Below are 18868 nucleotides of genomic sequence, written 5' to 3'. Positions count from 1 at the left end.
ACATTATTTAAACAAGGCACGCAGCGCAGCCAGGGTTTTCTCAACGGTGATGCCCAATTCGCGATAGGCATCGGCGGCAGGTGCCGAAGTGCCAAAAGAATCAAGGCCAATCACCGCGCCATCCAACCCGGTAAAGCGGTACCAGTAAGCTGTGGCGGCGGCTTCAATTGCCACTCGTTTGCGTACCGCAGGCGGCAGGACATGCTCTTGATACGCTTTGTCCTGCTCCAAAAAGCGTTCCGCACAGGGCATGGAAACAACCCTTACCTGCAAGCCTTCTTGTGCGGCAAGTTCGGCCGTGGCAAGCGCCAATTGCACTTCTGAGCCTGTGGCGATGAGGATTGCATCCGTGGTTTTACCACTTTCTTTAAGGATATACCCGCCTTTGTGTATATTTTCCAGCGCCCCGACATGCTTAAGTACCGGCAAGTTTTGCCGCGATAACAGCAAGCAAGTGGGGCCATGGTGGCGTTCAATAGCCTGTTGCCAGGCGACTGCGGTTTCGACCAAATCGGCAGGGCGCCATACATTAATGTTGGGCGTCATGCGCAGCATGGCTGCATGTTCAACCGGCTGGTGCGTAGGCCCGTCTTCTCCAAGGCCGATGGAATCATGGGTGTATACGTAAATGACCCGTTGCTTCATCAGGGCGCTCAGGCGCACTGCATTGCGTGCGTAATCTGAAAAGACTAAAAAGGTGCCGCCATAGGGAATAAAACCGCCATGCAGGGCGAGGCCATTCATGATGGCCGACATGGCAAACTCACGGACGCCATAATAAATGTAATTGCCGTTAAAATCTTCATGGGTAATGGCTTTACTGCCTGACCAATCCGTATTATTGGAACTGGTCAAATCGGCAGAGCCGCCCACTAATTCCGGCAGCAAGGCAGCAAATTCTTCAATGCATTGCTGCGAAGCCTTGCGCGTGGCCACTGCTTTTTCATTATGGGTACATTGCTCGATGAATGCTTGCGCGGCAAGCGGCCAGTTATCAGGCAGATCGCCATTGATGCGCCGTAAAAATTCATAATAATCCGCAGGGAACTGCTGCTGATACGTCTGGCACAGCTCAAGCCAGGTTTGCTCCGCCTGCTTGCCTTCTGCTACATGGTTCCAGGCTTTATAAATTTCCTCAGGGATATGGAATGGCGTATGCGGCCATTGCAATTGCTGGCGCATGGCATTGATATCGCCAGCCCCTAAAGGCGCGCCATGGCATTTTTCACTGCCAGCGAGCGCTGAACCATGGCCGATAATGGTTTTGCAAATGATTAATGAAGGCTTAGCTGTTTCTTTCCTGGCGGCGTCGATGGCTTGTTCGATCTGTACTGGGTCATGGCCGTCTACCGCTTCTACCACGTGCCAGTTATAAGCGCGGAAGCGCATGGCAGTATCATCGGTAAACCAGCGATCCACGCAGCCATCAATGGAAATTTGATTGTCATCGTAAAAGACAACCAGTTTCCCAAGCCCTAATGTTCCTGCCAGCGAGCATGCTTCATGGGAAATACCTTCCATCATGCAGCCATCGCCTGCAAATGCATAAGTATAATGGTTGACCAGCTGCAAACCCTGTTTATTAAATTGCGCTGCCAATATTTTTTCTGCAACCGCCATGCCTACGGCATTGGCAAGGCCTTGCCCCAATGGCCCGGTCGTGGTTTCAACCCCAGGCGTATGAGTGCATTCAGGATGCCCCGGTGTTTTCGAATGCAGTTGGCGGAAGCGTTTTAATTCTTCCATGCTTAATTTATAGCCGGTCAAATGCAGAAGGGCATAAAGCAGCATCGAACCGTGCCCGTTTGATAAGACAAACCGATCGCGGTCAAACCAGTGCGGGTTTTCCGGATTAAATTTCAGGAATTTTTTCCACAAGACAGTGGCGATGTCAGCCATGCCCAACGGCATGCCAGGATGCCCGGATTGAGCAGCTTCCACAGCATCTATGCTTAAGAAACGAATGGCAAGGGCCAATTGTTTGAGTGAACTCATACGCTTTCTTTTGCTAGCAACGGGGGCACTATTGTCGCTCAGAAGAACGCATTCGGCAAGTTTATCCCGTGCAGGCTATCCGCCAGTGAAGGTGTTGGTATTTATTGGCGGATGCAATGCAATCTATTTGATAAAAAGGGATTTATAAAAATAAGGAATCTGGATTGTTAAAGCCGCACTTGCGGATGTTATCATCCCGGTTTTTAAAGGTTTGAGTAATTGTAAGAGCCGCTGATGATCACAGGGTATTATATTTTTGCAGGAAATGGTGATTACCATAACTTGGCAGGCAATAGGGAGCCTGAGTGGACAGCTAATTGGGACTTTAAGCAATGGAAGCAATTCGTTGATGACTTGGCAGACAAAAATATAAACCTTCTCATGATTTATTTAAATGGCCATTCCCTTCCTTATAAATCTCAAGCATACCCGGAGTTAAGTGATTCAGGACATCCCAATGTAAAAGATGAGTTTTTCCCAAAATTATTTTCATATATCAGGTCAAAAAACATTCAATTGGTTGCAGTCATCACCACGACTGGCCATGCCGGAAAATTTTCTGAATTAAACCCAAATGTAAAAATTGTAACTAACTACGTTGATGAAAACTTGGAAAGCGCGCTCATTTCATTTCCCGAACATTTAAGGAAAGGAAAAATAAAAAAAGTCATGGGGCAAGCGCAGCTGGGCTATGGGGTCGTATGCCATAACAAGCCGAAAGCTCGGCGTTATGCTGTAGGTATCATTTCGGAAATTCTTAAAAAGTATGGTAGATTTTTTTCAGGGGTAGCTATTCATCCACCTGAATCTTTATTCGGTTGCCAATGCAGATTTTGTGGCAATGCGTTGTTAACGCTACATGGAAAATCGATAGAGTTTGCCTCACAAAATGAACTGCGCAGGTTTTTTATTACTTCCTATCTACAATTTCAAAAAGAAATAATTTTTAAGCTTCTCCCGGATAGCAAACTTTATACATTCACCATCCCTTGGCTTTTTGAGGAAAATATCGTGTTGATGTGCAGCTATATCCCTAAACATGTCACGATTATTGATTGGGATTATAATTTAGCACCGAAAAGATTGGCAGAGCTTGCAGCAAGGCTTAACGCGTATCTTTCAACCGATCATGAAGTATTGTTTATGCCAACAGCAGGATTTTCCTTTGATACTTCCTCTAATATTGAAGAACAGATTCAGGCTGTACATAAACAAATCAAAGCAGCCAGGAATACTGATATAAGCGGCATTATTAGTTTTCTAGGGCCGAAATTATCTTGTTATATGGAGGAGACTGCTGGGAATGAAATTTAGTTAAGTCCCATTGCATGGGACTTGTATTTCGCATAGGAAGGCTACTTAATGATATTATTAATGCTTCGCGCTATTGTGATAGGACAATAGTAACAAGTAATGAGCAAATTCAGGATCTTCATGTGAACTATGGCGGTAATTTACCGCCATAATTACATGTCACAAGGTGGGAGCCAATGCTGGTTGGACTGCTATGGTCAATCCCACTTCCTGTTCTTGGGAGCAATTGTATACAAATATTAAGAGCGTTTGTTACAAAATATATGCTAATATTTACATCAACGTAATTAATTACATCAATGTAAAGCTATTACATTGAAGACATTTTTTATTCTCATAATTAAGATAGATTTGTTGAGATGTTAATATTTCATTTAGATACTTCCTTAATTTACCAAAATTTAAGACTAAACAAACTTTTCCTTTCTTTCCGTGTCTCCCGTATCTCCTCCAAATGTATTCAGAGTTCTCTGTAGAGAAACAACAGGCATATGTTCTGCCTCTTGAAGTTTCAAAATAGTCCGCTGCTGAATAGTTAGGCTCTGACACAAACTTACTGGCCCTATTACCTATATAATCATTGGGAAGCTGTTTCCCATCATAAGGGTCAGCAGCAGGAAAATCTTTATATGAATCAACTCTATTAAAGTAAAGATATTTGCCAAGAATGGAAGAAACTAAATTTTCTACAGTAATAACTTTGTACAAAATTTGATTTTCCGGGGGCTGAATTAACAACTCCTTATGCGGTTCTATATCCCCCCTCAGCCAATCCAATTGTTTTGTCATTTAGACTTTATTTTTTAATATTCATGTATTTAGTGTAGCTTACACTTCTGTGTAAATGTATTTTAGGCATAGCACTTTTGCAATTTAGTTAATGTAGAGCCGGAAATATTTTTCTTATTTTTTATAGATTTACTATGTGGAATGCTCCCCACTAAAACCGGACCAGCTAGTTGTTAACTAACGACTAGTAATAGGACTAGTATTATGACTATATCTAAAGAAGCGGAAGTAATAGAAGTAATTCATTCAAGTAGCTCAAGACGTCGCTGGGTTTTATATGAGAAGCAACAGATAGTACAAGAGACTTATCAACCTGGGATGACAGTCTCGTATGTAGCCAGAAAACATGGTATACCACCATCACAATTATTCTATTGGCGAAAACAAATGGAGAATGGAGCATTAAAAGGACTTAAGGCTGAAGAGGATGTTTGATCCTACCTCGAAAAACCGGACACCCACTTTATGCAACCATGCCAAATTTGCTAGGGGTCTGAAACCCTAAAGTTGAATGGATGCGTTTGCGATTGTAAAACACCTCAATATAATCGAAGATTGGCATACATCTGTTTCAAGCGACGATTCTCTTCTTCCAGGTCCTTCATGCGCTTAATATCTGAAGCCTCCATTCCGCCATACTTCGCTTTCCAGTTGTAATATGTGGCATCAGAAACACCGTATTCACGACACACATCTTTAACCAGTCGTCCTGATTCTACGGTTTTTAGAATCGTAATTATTTGGCTTTCGTTATATCTCGATTTCTTCATCAAATTCTCCTCGGTAGTTATTATACCCAGAGAACTCTAATTTTGACTGGAACAATTATAAGGGGGGATTACACTGCAAGTGCTCAGTTCATAAGATAAACATTATTGTAACTCTATGAACCATTATGCAGACTATGCAACTTTAAGTGTCTAAGCAAGTACAAGCTATGGGTTCACGGATTCACTTAACTAAAATGAGGGCTAAGATTCCGCGGCTATTGTATCGGTTGCAGTTTCCACAATTTTTGTTTTTTATTTCATAGTAAATACCTTTAACTAAACAATTTAACCATACAATGAGAACCGCTCTAATTATCCAAATATATTTCCAAACGACGGGAAAACGGAATCTGACAAAATCCAAAAATATTCACAAACAATTTTAGCTAGAAATATCCAGGTTAAATGATGGCTTGATTCAACGATAAAGAAGCCATTTGGCCACAAATGAAAGCTATCCTAGCGATATCTTCTTTTGAGAAAAAAAGATATTCCTTAGAAAATAAAATATCTTGGGCACTTTTTAGTATTGTTTCATTAGTCTCAATATTCAAAATGCTCAAAGAAGTAATATGATCAGATAAAATTCTGTATTTCTCTACGTTATTAGGAAAATGCTCTCGTGTGATTCCCTCAGCTTGCATATAGCAAATCGCATAGGCTATACGCTTAGAGTGCAACACTTCGTTAGTTAGCGATGTGTCTAAAGAAAATTGCAACCACTCGTTATTAAAATTACACGTATGAATTTTATTTCGGGAAATAATTATCTTAGAAATTTTATCCTTGGATAAATAGTACAAATCATTAATGCTGTTTACGTCTATGGGATGAAGATTGCTCAAAATATCTGGCATTTCTTTGATTTGCTGTGGAAACAACGGTGGCAAAAAATCACCTGGTTTATCCGTGTGAGCAAGCACAACTTTCCCAGTAGATTTGTATTCTTCGATAGTTGAAAAAATACGATAACGAAAGCTAGTTAATCTATTCGTTTCCAAACGAAAAGAACTATAGAAATCAACAAAGACTTTGAAGGACTTTTGCAGAAAAACCATGGTATACAAAACTAAATAGAAGAGTAAATATAAGATAAATCAATCTCATACATGGTTTCATCGAATTTAATAATCTCAGGAGGAACTCCAAAAACTATTTCCACCTCATTCGTAAAAATTAAGTCGCTCATTTTATCATCCCTAAAATTTTTTACTAAGATATTGTTCACATTAACTATTGTCAATGGCTATCAAAATAATTTTTTGGTAAAAATCTGGGAGCTAATTCTTGTATTTTTTGCGCCACTGATAAACAAACACCATCCTTCCATTTTTTGGCAGCAATTTGGATTCCTATTGGAAGGTTATCTGCAGACAGCCCGCAAGGTACCACAGTGACTGGCCATCCAGTTAAGTTATACGGTAATAAATAACCGATATCCTCCCGATATTTAAAAGTCTCCCCATGGAGTCTTGCTGCTGAAGCAGTAACCGGCGATAGTAAAATATCGAAATCTTGCATAAACATATTCATTTTAATTCGAAAATCGTCTAATTCAACAAGGCGGGCTCGAAATTCACTCACGCTAAATCTTGAGTTTTTAGCTAACTCTAAAAATTTTTTAGTTAAGATAGTTATTTCTTTTTGTCCCATTCGTTTCAGTGCGTTTTGTATAGATAGGCCTCCATCTCCACCATACATAAAGGTGTCTAAATGAAGTCTTGCAGCTTTTTTCAATTCCTGAGGAAAAATATTGGTTATAGAATGCACACAAGGCTCAAGTTTTTTTATCATGTGGCTAAGGACATTAACTGTATTGTTGCACGGACTTTCCTCCATAGGGTTTTCTAAAAAAAAAGCTACTCTCAATTTTTTTATTTCTGGTGATTTATTATAATAAGGAACGGAGATAGCATTAGGATCTTGTGCATCTGATCCAGCTATTACCGATAAAATTAATCTTAAATCTTGTACTTCCCTCGCCATAGGGCCAATAGATAATATTTGAGCCCCCAAGCCAATATTGTGATTCGGGAAAATACCTGTCAAGGGTACTAACCCATGTGTAGGCTTATGTGCAGAAATGCCACAATAATGTGCAGGCTGTCGAATGCTGCCCCCTGCGTCATTTCCTAATCCTGCCGGAATACATCTTGAAGCAATTAAGGCTGCTTGGCCCCCACTACTTCCGCCAGCAGTTCGTTTTAAATCATAGGGATTATTGGTTCTACCATAAAGCAAGTTATCTGATTCATAAGAAAGCAATAACTCTGAAGTATTGGTCAATCCAAAAATAATTGCACCGGCTTTTCGTAGTCTGGAAATAACACGTGCATCAAAGGAAGATTGTTGACCAAATAAACCGGGACATCCTTTACTTGGAAAAAAGCCTTTGACATGAAACGCATCTTTAATACTTAGCGGTAAACCATGCAAAAGTGGTAAAGGTTTACTTGAGAAAGTTAACTTATCAGCTTGTTTTGCTTGTAAAATAAGCTCCTCTGGCTTAAATTGATTCAGTGCATTGATTATTGGATTGAATAAAGTAATTTGTTTAATATAAGCTTCCGTAATTTCCAGTACTGAAAGATCCTTTAACTTTATTTTTTTAACAAGTTCAAATGCCGATAACCCTATGATCTCATTCATCTATTAACCATTTTCACAATTTTTTTGCATAAAATTTGCGCTATAAAGTTCAAGCTGAATCCCCTCGATTCTCCTCATAAAAATCACTAACATTTTTGCAAGGAAAACATAAGGAATTGTAACGATGATTTTAATGAATACAGTACCCAACCATAATTTAAATAAAAAAGTTGATTGGGAGTCATAAAACACGACTGGCAAAACGATTAAGCTTAAAATTAGATCTGAAATACCTGAACAAATAAAACTCCTAATTAAAAAATGTCGACCTCTTAATCTGAGCTTTAGTTCACTTAGGAACTTGATATTAAGAGCAGATGTGATGAAAAAGCCTATCGGGCCTATTAAAGTTAATAATGTAGATTGTTTTACTATAAAAGCATAATATTTTTCATTATCACATAATAGTAATAGCCCATTATTTATTAATGAAAAAAACACAATAAAAAAATAACAAGACCACGTGACATAATAACTAACCTTTTTACCATAAACTTCAGTAAGACAATCTGCTAGAGGATAAACTAACGGGAAAATTAAAGCTGGCAAAGCAAATTGCAGATTAATGTCTCCCCATTTAAGAGTACAAATAGAAACTGCATCTATAGTTGGCAAAAAAAGACAAAGAGTATAGATAGATACCAAAGGCGATAAGATTTTAATATCTGGTTTTAATGGCACTATAACCCCAATTTTGTTAATAAATTATGTTTGAAGTTAAAAAGATTTTTAACATCTTCCAACATAACTTCATCAGAATTTTTTATAATATTTTGCTCAATTAAAATCCCTTTTGAGTTATATAAATAATTATTTTCATGAAAAAAATATGGTATATCAAATTGCATTAGCTCATTAACTTCTGAATCTATAATCGTTTTAGAAATAAAGTGTGAGCCTGTCAAACTCTCATGAAGATAGGTTTTTCTTTTTTCCTTGTCTAATAAAAATTTAGGATGAGTGCTGTTTTTTAAGAGAGTAAAATAATACCTTGTAGGCTTAAAGATCATACGTTTCCTTTTTTGATAGTTCTTTTTTATGAGTTCAATAAAAAAGAGCGGTGCTTCATTAACTGCCCGATAAGCTCCCTCTATTCCAGATTTGATCTCTTCTTTGTAGGAGACAAAATGAATTGTGTTATTTATAAGTAATGAAGTGGCGGTATAATCGTAAGGTTTTATATTAAAAATAATAGGATAAAAGAGAGATTCGCAATCCACAATAACTGGGATAGATGAAGAACATAAAATATTCTCGGAATGAAAATCTATTCCCCTTATGCAAGTTAAAATGAAAAGCAGTGCACCCCAATGATATGCATACTTCTGATTATTTTCGCAATTGGCATTTTCTACATAGGCAATTTTAGAAAGATTACTATTCAGTATCGTAATATCTAAAGTTTCAAAACAAAAATTTTCATAATTATTTAAAAATATGTAAATTCCATTTAAGATTGACAACATTTCCGTCGAAACTGGTTTTAGTATAAATTTCTCTTTGCCACTTATCACCAAAGTTGTGCTTTTTCCTTGATTATGTACATCCCCTACTCTTGTGAGCGAGTCTATATAGGTTACCGACAATAATTGCTCTACAAAGCCTGAATAATATTCGAAAATTTGTGATAAAAAATTGCCAATATAATTTAGCTCGCTTTTGTTGTTTTGCTTTAAAAAAAAGCAAAACTCCAATATATCAGTATTAATATAATTTAAATAATCAACAAAATAATTAGCCGCCAGCTCTGCATGCTTACTGTGCTGGAAAGTGCAGGCAATGCTGAGAAAATCATATATTTCCATTATATTTTTTGACTGACAGTAACTTTAATCAAAAGCATTAGCATTAGCATTAGCATTAGCATTAGCATTAGCATTAGCATTAGCATTAGCATTAGCATTAGCATTAGCATTAGCATTATGCCATCATCACACGTTAACCAACAGCTTAAAGTACCAAAATTAAACAAGACCGCGGGCTATTGTTAGGATACTTTTAGTCAGAGAGCATACCATAGTTTATGTATACTTTAATAGATTCTTAGTTGCACACTTTTTATCTTGCTCAATAACTTTCTTTCTTTAAATATGCACTACACGCCAATTGCCTTTAGCAATTTAAACCTAGTGCATCTTACCATAAGCCCTATTACACTATAGCCGTGAACATAATTAAAATATGAAAAATTTTTTACTTTTTGTTCATTTTCTGAGATAATCGAGCTTTTTAACAAATCAACGAATGTGGTATGCCAGCAATTCTAGATCGATTGCAGATTCCAGTTCCTTACAATGAAGAAAAGAAATGGAATTTAGCGCAGCAATTACAGGGAAAGAGAGTTGATTTTTATAAAGCCCTCGTCCGCAATCATAATCTAATAAATTTCGATTATAGTATCCTTTGCACGCAAATAGCCCACCACTTGGCAAAGCAGAATAAATCGGCGCAAAAGCTCGCTTTGCAGATGGCAGCAGCCTTGGCAATAGCAGAAGTGCTTGAGGAAGTTTATCGCAATTATCTTTACATGCCGCGAGAAGTTATTCGCCTTCAAGGCGAGCAGCAAGTTTATCGTGAATTCTTAAAAAGAGAAGGGTTTGATTTCACCCCCTCCCCACAGCTTCCAGTGCCGGTAAGCGACGAAACCGGAAAGAAAACTCTTGCGGCAGAAGTGTCTGCCCAGCCTATCGACCGGGATGTGAGCGCTACCATCCGTGATGTAACGATGACGAGTAACTGGGCACGCTTATTTACTTTACGTACACGCCGCTTTCTTCTCCTGCTTGCGCCCGTCATTTCACCCACATCTGCTTACAGCAAATTTATCCGTGAAATCGACAAAATTGCAGCCCCTATCGTTGCTTATTTTTCCTGGCTTTTCTTTGTCCCGCGTTTATCAAACAATTTGTTCATGTTTGCCAAGCATATTATCCCTGGCAGCTGGATGAGTGAACAAGAAGCATCTGTCGATTTTAAAACGAGGTTTGTAACACAACTTGAACGGCGCTGGTTTGAACTTTTTAACGATTCCTTCTGGTTAACTGCAGGCTTAATCAATTGTTTTATCTTAACCGGCGTCCTCGCTCCCGTCGGCATATATCTTTCCGTAGCCATGCAAGCTTTTGACGTGCTTCTTTGTACCATCCGTTACTTCGTGGAAGTCGGCCGCATGCAGGAAATACATACGGCTTATGCAAAAATGTTAACAAGCACGGATGCAAATGAGCATGAAAAAATACAAGAAATTAAAACCCATCTTAACTATCTGGAACAGCGCATCCATTATGAGAAAAAACGCTTGCTTTTAGGCATCATAAACAATGCCATCTTGGTAGTAGCCCTATCTCTTGCCCTGCCAACACTGGCAGTGAATCCCATAATTCCCTTTATCGGGGCTCTCGTTGCGGTTTTAACCACATTCGCATGCTTTACGGCAGTGCAATTTTTAGAACAGCAACGCCCGGTGACCCGGGTTACCCTGGCCATGCTGCCGGTGGATTCTGAAAAGGAAAAAACAAGCATCCTTACCCATTCGATGTTCAGTAAGTCACGAAGTACCACGAACATCGCCGAATATGAAGAAATTGCGAATACAGCAAAAAACTTTCAATAACTAATCATAGAGTGCTGCAGACTTCAATGGTATGCTAGGAAATTTCTGATTACCTAGGGGAATTTCATGTCTGCAGCTGCGTTGCCTCAATTTTCCGATCTTGATATTCAAACTTTTCCCCAACGCTTGGAAACGCTTTTAGAAAATAACTTAAAGCGCATTGACCACTTGCTCGAGAACAAAGAATATACTTGGGAGCGCCTCATGCAGCCGCTCGAAGACATGGACGATGCCCTCGAGCGCTTTTGGGCGCCCCTTTCGCACTTGCATGCAGTCGTTAATTCAACCCAATTGCGCGAGTGTTATCAAGCTTGCCTGCCAAAGCTTACCGCTTATGAGGCCGCACTTGGGCATAATCATGCTTTGTATGAAGCAATTAAACGCATCGATGCGACCGGATTAAATGAAACCCAGCGCAAGATTATAGCGGATACACTGCGCGATTTTGAACTCTCAGGTGTCGCTTTGTCTGCTGAGAAAAAGCAGCGTTTCGAAGCCATGCAGACTCGCTTGGCGGAATTATCCAATCAATTCGAAAACCACGTGTTGGATGCAAGCCAAGCTTATCAGTTGCACATTACCGACGCCAGACGCCTGGAAGGCTTGCCCGAACATGCATTGCACCATGCAAGCGAATTGGCTCAAGAAAAAAATTTAACCGGTTGGGTGCTTAACCTCGAAATTCCCTGTTATCTGGCCGTGGTAACTTATGCAGAAGACAGGGAGTTACGCCGGGAAATGTATGACGCTTATGTCACTCGCGCCTCCGATAAAGGGCCGACTGCGGGGAAATTTGACAATACGGATGTCATGGATGAAATATTGGCCCTGCGTCATGAAAAAGCGCAGTTATTAGGTTTTGCCCATTATGCCGAATTATCACTGGCAACCAAAATGGCCAGGAACTGCCAGGAAGTTGTGCATTTTCTAACGGGCTTAAGCACGCGTGCGCATGCACAGGCTTTGCAGGAATTTAATGATTTGCAAGCTTTTGCACGGGATGAATATCAAATCGCAGAAATCGCCCCCTGGGATATTGCTTTCCTTTCAGAAAAGAAAAAACAGCGCCTGCATGCCATTTCACAGGAAGAATTGCGTGCGTATTTCCCTTTGCCCAAAGTTATGGATGGTTTATTTGCCATCATTAACAAATTGTATGGGATGAAGCTTCGCGAAATTCATGATGCCGATAGTTGGCATCCGGATGTCACCTGCTTTGCACTGGTCGATAAAGACGAACAATTGCGTGGCTACATTTATGCTGATTTGTTTGCAAGACAAAATAAACGCGGCGGTGCATGGATGGATTCCCTGCAAACCCGCCGCAAACAAGCTGATGGCGAAGTGCAATTGCCAATAGCCACCCTCACCTGCAATTTTGCAAAACCGGTGGCCAACAAACCTGCCACTTTATCCCATGACGAAGTTTTAACGCTATTCCATGAAATGGGGCATTGTCTGCACCATGTATTAACCCGCGTCGATTATTTGAGTGCAGCCGGGATCAACGGCGTTGAGTGGGATGCGGTCGAACTGCCAAGCCAGTTTTTTGAAAACTGGTGCTGGGAAGAAGAAGCACTTGCATTATTAACCGCCCATGTGGATTCCGGAGTTCCCTTACCCGCCGAACTTTTTGCAAAACTGCTGGCTGTCAAAAATTTCCAGTCTGCCATGGGCATGCTGCGCCAGTTGGAGTTTTCCCTGTTTGATTTCCGCATCCACCAGGAATATGACGCCGATAAAAAAGATTTTATTGGCGTTATCCTTGCTGACGTGCGCAAGGCAAACACAGTCGTGCCTGTTGTACCTTATAACCGTTTCCAACATAGCTTTACCCACATTTTCGCAGGTGGCTATGCCGCAGGATACTACAGTTATAAATGGGCAGAAGTCCTCTCCAGCGACGCATTCGCGCGTTTTGAAGAAGAAGGCATTTTTAATGCAAAAACCGGCGAGGATTTTTTAAAATATATATTAGAGGCAGGCGGTTCCCGCAAGGCTGAGGAAGCATACCTCGCCTTCCGCGGCCGCCCCGCAACCATCGATGCCTTGTTAAGGCATAACGGCATTAACTAGGGCTGCATTGCTCTCTTTCTGACTTATAAAGGAACAACATGGCCGAAGGATTATATGAAATCCCTGTCACCACCGTGACTGGCGAAACTTCTACGCTTGATGACTACCGCGGCAAAGTTTTGTTAATCGTCAATGTAGCCAGCCGCTGCGGTTTTACCCCGCAATATGCAGAGCTCGAAACGTTATACCAAAAATACAAAGATCGCGGCTTCGTCATACTCGGCTTTCCCAGCAACCAGTTTTTACAGCAAGAACCGGGCAGCAATGAAGAAATAAAAGCGTTTGCCGAAAGCTGTTATCGCGTAACCTTCCCGCTGTTTGCAAAAATAGATGTTAAAGGCGCACAGCAAGCGCCATTGTATGCCTATTTAAAACAACACATCGAGAAAAAGCCATGGAAATTCATCCCTTGGAATTTCACCAAAATTTTGGTTGATACCAAAGGACATGTATTGAAACGGTATCTACCCACTACTTCGTTCAAAAAAATTGAACAAGATTTGGCTAAACTTCTTTAAAAAACAGGTCAGGTAAAGCCGTGTGTTTGTAAAGCCAGTCCAGCAAATACTTACGCTGCCCATCCTGCGCGCCATCAAGGCTTTGCAAACAAAAGAATTTAACCTCCTCATGTTCATCAGCAAATTTTAGCTTTTGCTGCACCTTGCCCCAGGCATGGTGCGCCGGGTTAATGGTCACTTCCTGGTAAGCGTTATCGATAACCGCTTGCCCCGCGCTAATAGCGAGATGGTGCGCCAGCGTAATGATTTCAAACTGGCTGCGGTTTCGCAACGGATGCGAAATATTTTTGAGCAATTGTTCGGGATGCTCCTCGAAATAATGCGCGAGCATGTCTTTTTTCAACGGAAAAGGCACATGTGGTACATAGAAGAGGCGCTTGTTGTAATCAAGCAGGCGCGCGGCATTTTCCTGCACTTCACGATGTTCGCTAAGCTCTTTTTTGCCCAGTGCAAATGGGAGGTATTTTTCAAACCGCCGCAGCCATTGCCGGTGCCAATATTGCTCATGGTGGGTTTTCCAATCGCCCCGCAAAACAATTTTTCCATCACGGAAAAAGTCTTCATAGCAAACCGGTCGGATGATGGAAAAATCGTCGCAAAAACAAATGAATTCCTCAGCCAAACCTTCAATGCGCCATAACATCGTCGCAATGGTTAAACTGTTAAACGTCGGCAAATACGCTTCATAACCGCGGAAAATGTGCCGATGATCGACGATGTTAATTTTGTCTGCATAGCGGCTAGCCTGCAAAGCGTCAAAAACGGCAGGCTTTTGCCCATCGGTTACAATATAAATCGTGCGGATAAAAGGCGCATGTTTTAGGATGGAAGAAACGCAAAAAGTAATTTCCCCCTGTTGATTGTAGCGCGTAGGAGCTGCCGCTTCCGAGCGGGTAATCCCAAGTTTTTGCAAGTAAGCCGCAAGCTTTTCCCGGTGGGCCGCGTCATACCCGTCCACCCAGGTGATCACCGCATCGACTGGCTTTTTACTATCCATCTTGTTTTTATGCCACCCAGAACTGTTTGCAACATGATAGCAAAAATACAGGTATATGTATTGGGATACAAAGCATGCAATGTGTTACAGATATGCTATAATGAAGAAGTATCTTATGGGGGCGACCTGGCTTCGACGCGGGTTGCGAAACCTGAAGTGCATGCCGAGAATGAGATCTCTCGCAAAACAGACTCACTTAAATATAAATGCAAACGATGAAAACTTTGCTGGTGGAGAAGCTATCGCTGCGTAAGCTCGATAGAGTCACCATCGACCGTGCGCTGCCATAAAACCAGCGCCCCGTTGACCGAGCTTGCTTGTCGGTATCGAATCAACGGTCATAGAAGATAAGCTAGTGGCTTGATTTGTCCCGAATCAAGTTGCGAAATCCAGGGACTCGCCGTGAATCATCCTGCCAGTCGGAGGAGACACGGTTAAAACCAAAAGACCGGGCTAAGCATGTAGACCTAAGGGCAGAGGATTTGCGGACGCGGGTTCGATTCCCGCCGCCTCCACCAATTAACTCCTTGATTTATATATAATAAATCTATTTATCTTCAAGTAGCGGCACCATAGCGGCACCAAAATCTAAAAATAACCTCATAAACATATATTATAATTAACTAGGGCTTGTAGTTCTTTTTGCTCAATTCTCTGATGACTACTGGCAGTAGCAATTGGGCTATTGTTGAGCAATGCGCTTGAACGCATCTCTATTGTAAGGAGAGACTAATGTCTAAATCTTATAAAAGAGGTCGTGATGCAAAAACAGGTCAATTTATACCTGTAAAAGTAGCAGAACGACGAAAGTCTACAGCGATTGTGGAAACAGTAAAGAAAAAAAAGTAATTAAATTATAATTGCTTCTACAAGCCCACTTTTAAAACAAAGGCTTAAAATACATTCATCCTAAATGACGACTCCAATCGTGAACTGGGCGGTATCCCGATTGCGAGGAACTATCGGGTATCCATCGACCATAAGTCTTAATGACCATTTCAACATCAACATGACCTAGTTGCTTAGATACCCACATAATGTTTTCCCCTTGAGACAACATCATAGATGCGTATGTATGGCGGGTTTGGTAGGTGTTACGATAGCGAATGCCAGCTCTTTTTAAAACATGCATCCATTGGGTACGGCGAATTTGCTGCGACGTTTCCCAAGGTTTATTCGTTTGTGGATTATGAAATACTCTTCCTTTTAAAGAAAAAGTATATTGCTTTTGTTGTTCTAATGCTTCTAATGCTGGGGGTAATAATAGCACATCTCGAACCCCTGCTTCCGTTTTTGGCCCTTTTGCTTCTTTTGCAACAATTGTTTCTTCAACATGAATTATTTGATTTTGCCAATCCACGTCTTCCCATCTCAGGCCGATTAGCTCTGATACCCGTAGGCCTGTGAAAAAAGCAAATTGAAACAATAACCGTACCTGACCCTCTGAATTATTTAATATGGCGTTTATTTCATCCACACTAAATGGATCTGGTTTATAGTCGCTCTTTTTTGTTTCTTTATTAAGTAATTTATCAACAATAATGCTATTAAGAGGATTCTCTTTGATGTATTGATCCACTAGTGCTTGTTCAATGACAGCACGCAGTGGGATTAGAATGTTCGCCACAGTTTTAGTAGTACAATTAAGATTCCTAATCCATTTCCTGAGTATGGCAGGCTGTAAATCCTGAATTTCAACTGTATCAAACATTGGGAATAGGTGGCCATCACAAACACGCTTATAACCGCGGAAAGTGCTCGCTTCTTTAGTTGATTTTGCTTCTTCTAAAAACTCTCGAAGCAACTCACCAATGGTTATTTTAGATTTAACATGCCCAAAGATATAGGCACGCTTTGAGTTAGGAAAATAATCAGTATAAGAAAAAGTTCCGCGTTCAATAGCATTTAAAATTTCACCACGAAGACGTTCTGCATATTTTATATTTGCAGCTGTAGCCTCAATTTTAATAGGTTCAAAGCAACGAACTCCACGATAATAAAAACTGATTCTTAGGGTTGTTTTCCCTGATGGCCATTTTCTGACAACTACCCCATTTGCAGTTTTTGGAGCGTCGCTTGATCCCCGTTTTCCACCCATTTTTCAACCTCTACCAAGTTAATCCATAAATTACCATCTGGTCCCAATTTGCAATGTAAGCCATCTAGCCACATTCCTCGCTTACGTTTGCAATGCACTGCGTTTGTAGTATCTCCAGTATCTTGGCAATATTTTTTTAGCTTTACCCATTTCACGATATATCACTCCATTGATGCACTAATTTGCCGAAAACCTTTAGGAAGAGGTAAGTATTTTTTAAATTGTTTTTCTTGAGTGTGTATTTCAAGAATCATTTGATATAGCCGTACTAATTGCAGCTCGGAAGAAAAATTAAGTGGTACGAAGTTATCGCAATAGATTGCACGAATATTTTTAATTGGGGAATTAGAAAGGTCTGCAATATTTTTTAAGGTGTAGTTAGTTGACTCCAAAAGATATTGAATAATTCCTTTATAAATTTGTACCTTGGAATTGTTATCCATGAATAATACTCCTTTGACTATCTTATCCAGTAGCTAACTTATTCATTAAATGTCAAATTATCTCGCAATTTTATTTGGTGAACTAATCAGCAACATGATATATTGGCGATAATTATTCTATTTAAGATTATTTTAGCAGATTAATTGAATTAATTTATTCAATTAATGGTAATTTACATATCATAGTATGTCTTTGTCAATCTATTTTTGAATAGATTTATTCATTTTATTGGATTATTATTAATGGCTGATATGACGCTAAGCGAGAATTTGCAACAACTCATGAGAATACATGGGAATATTTCTGTTAGTGAGTTAGCTCGGTTAACTGGCATACCTCAACCAACTATTCATCACATTCTAACTGGTTCTACTAAAAATCCACGGAAAAAGGCATTAGAAGAGCTATCTCGTTATTTTTCTGTTTCCATCGATGAATTAACTGGTCAAGAACCTTTGCCTGCTGTGATTCCGGATGCTGTTAAAGAGAACCTGCAGATCAGTACTATACCTGTTATCCAATGGGAGTCATTGAAAGAATGGCCTTCAGGAACAACCAAAACTCAAGACACACAAGAAATATTAATTGATAAGAAAATTGACAAAAACTCTTTCGCGTTAATTATGCCTGACACATCAATGGAGCCTCTTTTTCAACAAAATAGTCTTTTAATCTTTGATTCTGGCAAAACTCCTAAGGATAGGGACTTCGTAATCGCGCATTTATCAAAAGAGGGAATAATCGCTTTTAATAGATTATTTATCGAAAATAATACCTTTTATCTGCGACAAGGCTTAGAAGATGGAAGCCTCAAACTAACAAAATTAGACAAACCTCATGATCGAATTCTAGGGACACTTATTGAGGCACGGATTCAATATTAAGTTTGTAGTCATTAGGAATTTCCTCATGTAATCCAAATATAAATGGATTAAAGTTTGTATGAATATCGTAATGGTCTACTTGTTCCACCTTCTTTAGATATTTAACGACTAACCAAGCAGGAAAAACCATTAGGACTGCACAACTCATTTTCCATAAATAACCACAAACCATCATCCACCCAAGATGATGTTCTGTTAGCTTGCCAAAATAATTAAGCATATCAACAACTACTGTAAGTAAGGCTTGTCCTAAAGCTGTTGATAGCAGGCTTCTCATTATAAAAAACTTACCCTTTAGAAAAATCTTCCATTTTGATAAAAGATAAACATTAGTCAGCTCACCAATAAGCAGGCCAACAAGCCCCGAACCTATGTAAACCCTCCTTTTTTAGTGCCAAGCTAAACTAGAGGTTTCCGGGTTTCTGTTTAATCGGTATTGAACAGGCGTCATGCTGTTTAAAGCTTGATGCGGTCGTTCCTCGTTATATTCTTTGATCCATGCTTCTGTGATCTCTCTCACCTCCGTTAAGTTTCTAAATGCATACATATTTTCTGCCACTCCTAGCTCTCTCGCTACTTGTCTTAATGGCTTATTACTTTGCTCTAGAAATTCAATTGCTTTAACTTTGAACTCTTTTGTGTAGATACTTCTGACCATTGCTACTCCTTGTTGATGAGATTATATCTCTTAAACAAGGTGTACGGCTAATCGAGGAGGGAT

General features: G+C 40.0%; 18 protein-coding genes, 1 other RNA gene and 1 pseudogene. 7 read left to right on the top strand and 13 right to left on the bottom strand.

Features of this window, described 5'->3' with window-relative positions:
* Positions 1 to 3: 3 nt before the first annotated feature.
* Entirely contained in the window at positions 4 to 1995 is a 1992-nt protein-coding gene (gene tkt, locus NKV53_RS10300; protein ID WP_127057322.1) for a transketolase, read from the bottom strand.
* A gap of 234 nt (positions 1996 to 2229) precedes the next feature.
* Here tkt and NKV53_RS10295 point away from each other — a divergent pair, with 234 nt between their 5' ends.
* The gene (locus NKV53_RS10295) at positions 2230 to 3309 is read left to right on the top strand and encodes a hypothetical protein (RefSeq protein ID WP_253351072.1); all 1080 of its coding nucleotides are present in this window, start codon (positions 2230 to 2232) and stop codon (positions 3307 to 3309) included.
* Between the two features lie 291 nt (positions 3310 to 3600).
* On the opposite strand, the gene NKV53_RS10290 is transcribed toward NKV53_RS10295, so the two are convergent.
* Positions 3601 to 4098, bottom strand: coding sequence for a hypothetical protein (locus tag NKV53_RS10290; RefSeq protein ID WP_253351071.1), 498 nt, complete (start codon positions 4096 to 4098; stop codon positions 3601 to 3603).
* A 204-nt stretch (positions 4099 to 4302) separates the two neighbouring features.
* On the opposite strand from NKV53_RS10290, the gene NKV53_RS10285 reads away from it, so the two are divergent.
* A complete protein-coding gene (locus NKV53_RS10285) occupies positions 4303 to 4533 on the top strand; it encodes a transposase (RefSeq protein WP_371923193.1) in 231 nt (76 codons plus the stop codon).
* A 28-nt stretch (positions 4534 to 4561) separates the two neighbouring features.
* Here the strand turns inward: NKV53_RS10285 and NKV53_RS12090 are convergent, their stop codons facing one another.
* From NKV53_RS12090 to NKV53_RS10260, 6 genes and pseudogenes are all read right to left on the bottom strand, one after another.
* On the bottom strand, positions 4562 to 4660 hold the full coding sequence (locus NKV53_RS12090) for an IS3 family transposase (protein WP_371923192.1): 99 nt from the start codon (positions 4658 to 4660) through the stop codon (positions 4562 to 4564).
* A pseudogene (locus tag NKV53_RS10280) lies at positions 4644 to 4868 on the bottom strand (transposase); the annotation flags it as partial. The pseudogene NKV53_RS10280 and the gene NKV53_RS12090, both read right to left, overlap by 17 nt.
* Before the next feature lie 401 nt (positions 4869 to 5269).
* Positions 5270 to 5926 (bottom strand): hypothetical protein, encoded by a 657-nt coding sequence (locus NKV53_RS10275; RefSeq protein ID WP_127057581.1) that lies wholly within the window; start codon positions 5924 to 5926, stop codon positions 5270 to 5272.
* A gap of 181 nt (positions 5927 to 6107) precedes the next feature.
* Positions 6108 to 7517: an amidase gene (locus tag NKV53_RS10270; protein WP_127033694.1), complete on the bottom strand. Its 1410-nt coding sequence runs from the start codon at positions 7515 to 7517 to the stop codon at positions 6108 to 6110.
* Between the two features lie 3 nt (positions 7518 to 7520).
* Positions 7521 to 8198, bottom strand: a complete 678-nt coding sequence (locus tag NKV53_RS10265; RefSeq protein WP_158615202.1) for a VUT family protein — start codon at positions 8196 to 8198, stop codon at positions 7521 to 7523.
* Positions 8198 to 9322 carry a DUF4135 domain-containing protein gene (locus NKV53_RS10260; RefSeq protein ID WP_127033690.1) on the bottom strand — a complete coding sequence of 375 codons (1125 nt, stop codon included), beginning with the start codon at positions 9320 to 9322 and terminating at the stop codon, positions 8198 to 8200. Before NKV53_RS10260 ends, NKV53_RS10265 begins: the two co-directional genes overlap by 1 nt.
* A 446-nt stretch (positions 9323 to 9768) precedes the next feature.
* Between NKV53_RS10260 and NKV53_RS10255 the strand changes: the two genes are divergently transcribed.
* From NKV53_RS10255 to NKV53_RS10245, 3 genes are all read left to right on the top strand, one after another.
* Complete coding sequence (locus tag NKV53_RS10255) at positions 9769 to 11130, top strand: hypothetical protein (RefSeq protein WP_126954441.1); 1362 nt, start codon at positions 9769 to 9771, stop codon at positions 11128 to 11130.
* A gap of 66 nt (positions 11131 to 11196) precedes the next feature.
* Positions 11197 to 13206 carry a M3 family metallopeptidase gene (locus NKV53_RS10250; RefSeq protein ID WP_127057579.1) on the top strand — a complete coding sequence of 670 codons (2010 nt, stop codon included), beginning with the start codon at positions 11197 to 11199 and terminating at the stop codon, positions 13204 to 13206.
* A gap of 38 nt (positions 13207 to 13244) precedes the next feature.
* The gene (locus NKV53_RS10245; protein ID WP_126954443.1) at positions 13245 to 13724 is read left to right on the top strand and encodes a glutathione peroxidase; all 480 of its coding nucleotides are present in this window, start codon (positions 13245 to 13247) and stop codon (positions 13722 to 13724) included.
* On the opposite strand, the gene NKV53_RS10240 is transcribed toward NKV53_RS10245, so the two are convergent.
* Positions 13711 to 14721 (bottom strand): Stealth CR1 domain-containing protein, encoded by a 1011-nt coding sequence (locus tag NKV53_RS10240; RefSeq protein WP_126954444.1) that lies wholly within the window; start codon positions 14719 to 14721, stop codon positions 13711 to 13713. The two genes, NKV53_RS10245 and NKV53_RS10240, sit on opposite strands and share 14 nt — an antisense overlap.
* 117 nt (positions 14722 to 14838) lie before the next feature.
* Here NKV53_RS10240 and ssrA point away from each other — a divergent pair.
* Positions 14839 to 15239, top strand: a transfer-messenger RNA (tmRNA) gene (ssrA, locus tag NKV53_RS10235).
* Positions 15240 to 15625: 386 nt separating this feature from the next.
* On the opposite strand, the gene NKV53_RS10230 is transcribed toward ssrA, so the two are convergent.
* Together NKV53_RS10230 and NKV53_RS10225 are read right to left on the bottom strand one after the other, a co-directional pair.
* Positions 15626 to 16819 (bottom strand): site-specific integrase, encoded by a 1194-nt coding sequence (locus NKV53_RS10230; RefSeq protein ID WP_253351070.1) that lies wholly within the window; start codon positions 16817 to 16819, stop codon positions 15626 to 15628.
* A gap of 161 nt (positions 16820 to 16980) precedes the next feature.
* The gene (locus tag NKV53_RS10225) at positions 16981 to 17262 is read right to left on the bottom strand and encodes a hypothetical protein (protein ID WP_253351069.1); all 282 of its coding nucleotides are present in this window, start codon (positions 17260 to 17262) and stop codon (positions 16981 to 16983) included.
* A 243-nt stretch (positions 17263 to 17505) separates the two neighbouring features.
* Between NKV53_RS10225 and NKV53_RS10220 the strand changes: the two genes are divergently transcribed.
* Entirely contained in the window at positions 17506 to 18147 is a 642-nt protein-coding gene (locus tag NKV53_RS10220) for a LexA family transcriptional regulator (RefSeq protein WP_253351068.1), read from the top strand.
* Here the strand turns inward: NKV53_RS10220 and NKV53_RS10215 are convergent.
* Both NKV53_RS10215 and NKV53_RS12085 read right to left on the bottom strand, forming a co-directional pair.
* On the bottom strand, positions 18122 to 18520 hold the full coding sequence (locus tag NKV53_RS10215) for a VUT family protein (protein ID WP_371923215.1): 399 nt from the start codon (positions 18518 to 18520) through the stop codon (positions 18122 to 18124). The two genes, NKV53_RS10220 and NKV53_RS10215, sit on opposite strands and share 26 nt — an antisense overlap.
* Positions 18521 to 18535: 15 nt before the next feature.
* Positions 18536 to 18805 carry an integrase core domain-containing protein gene (locus NKV53_RS12085; RefSeq protein ID WP_371923191.1) on the bottom strand — a complete coding sequence of 90 codons (270 nt, stop codon included), beginning with the start codon at positions 18803 to 18805 and terminating at the stop codon, positions 18536 to 18538.
* Positions 18806 to 18868 lie beyond the last annotated feature (63 nt).

Source organism: Legionella sp. 27cVA30, from assembly GCF_024160945.1.
GTDB lineage: Bacteria > Pseudomonadota > Gammaproteobacteria > Legionellales > Legionellaceae > Legionella_A > Legionella_A septentrionalis.
The sequence above is the reverse complement of the archived record's forward strand: the minus strand, read 5'-3'. Positions and strand labels throughout refer to the sequence as shown.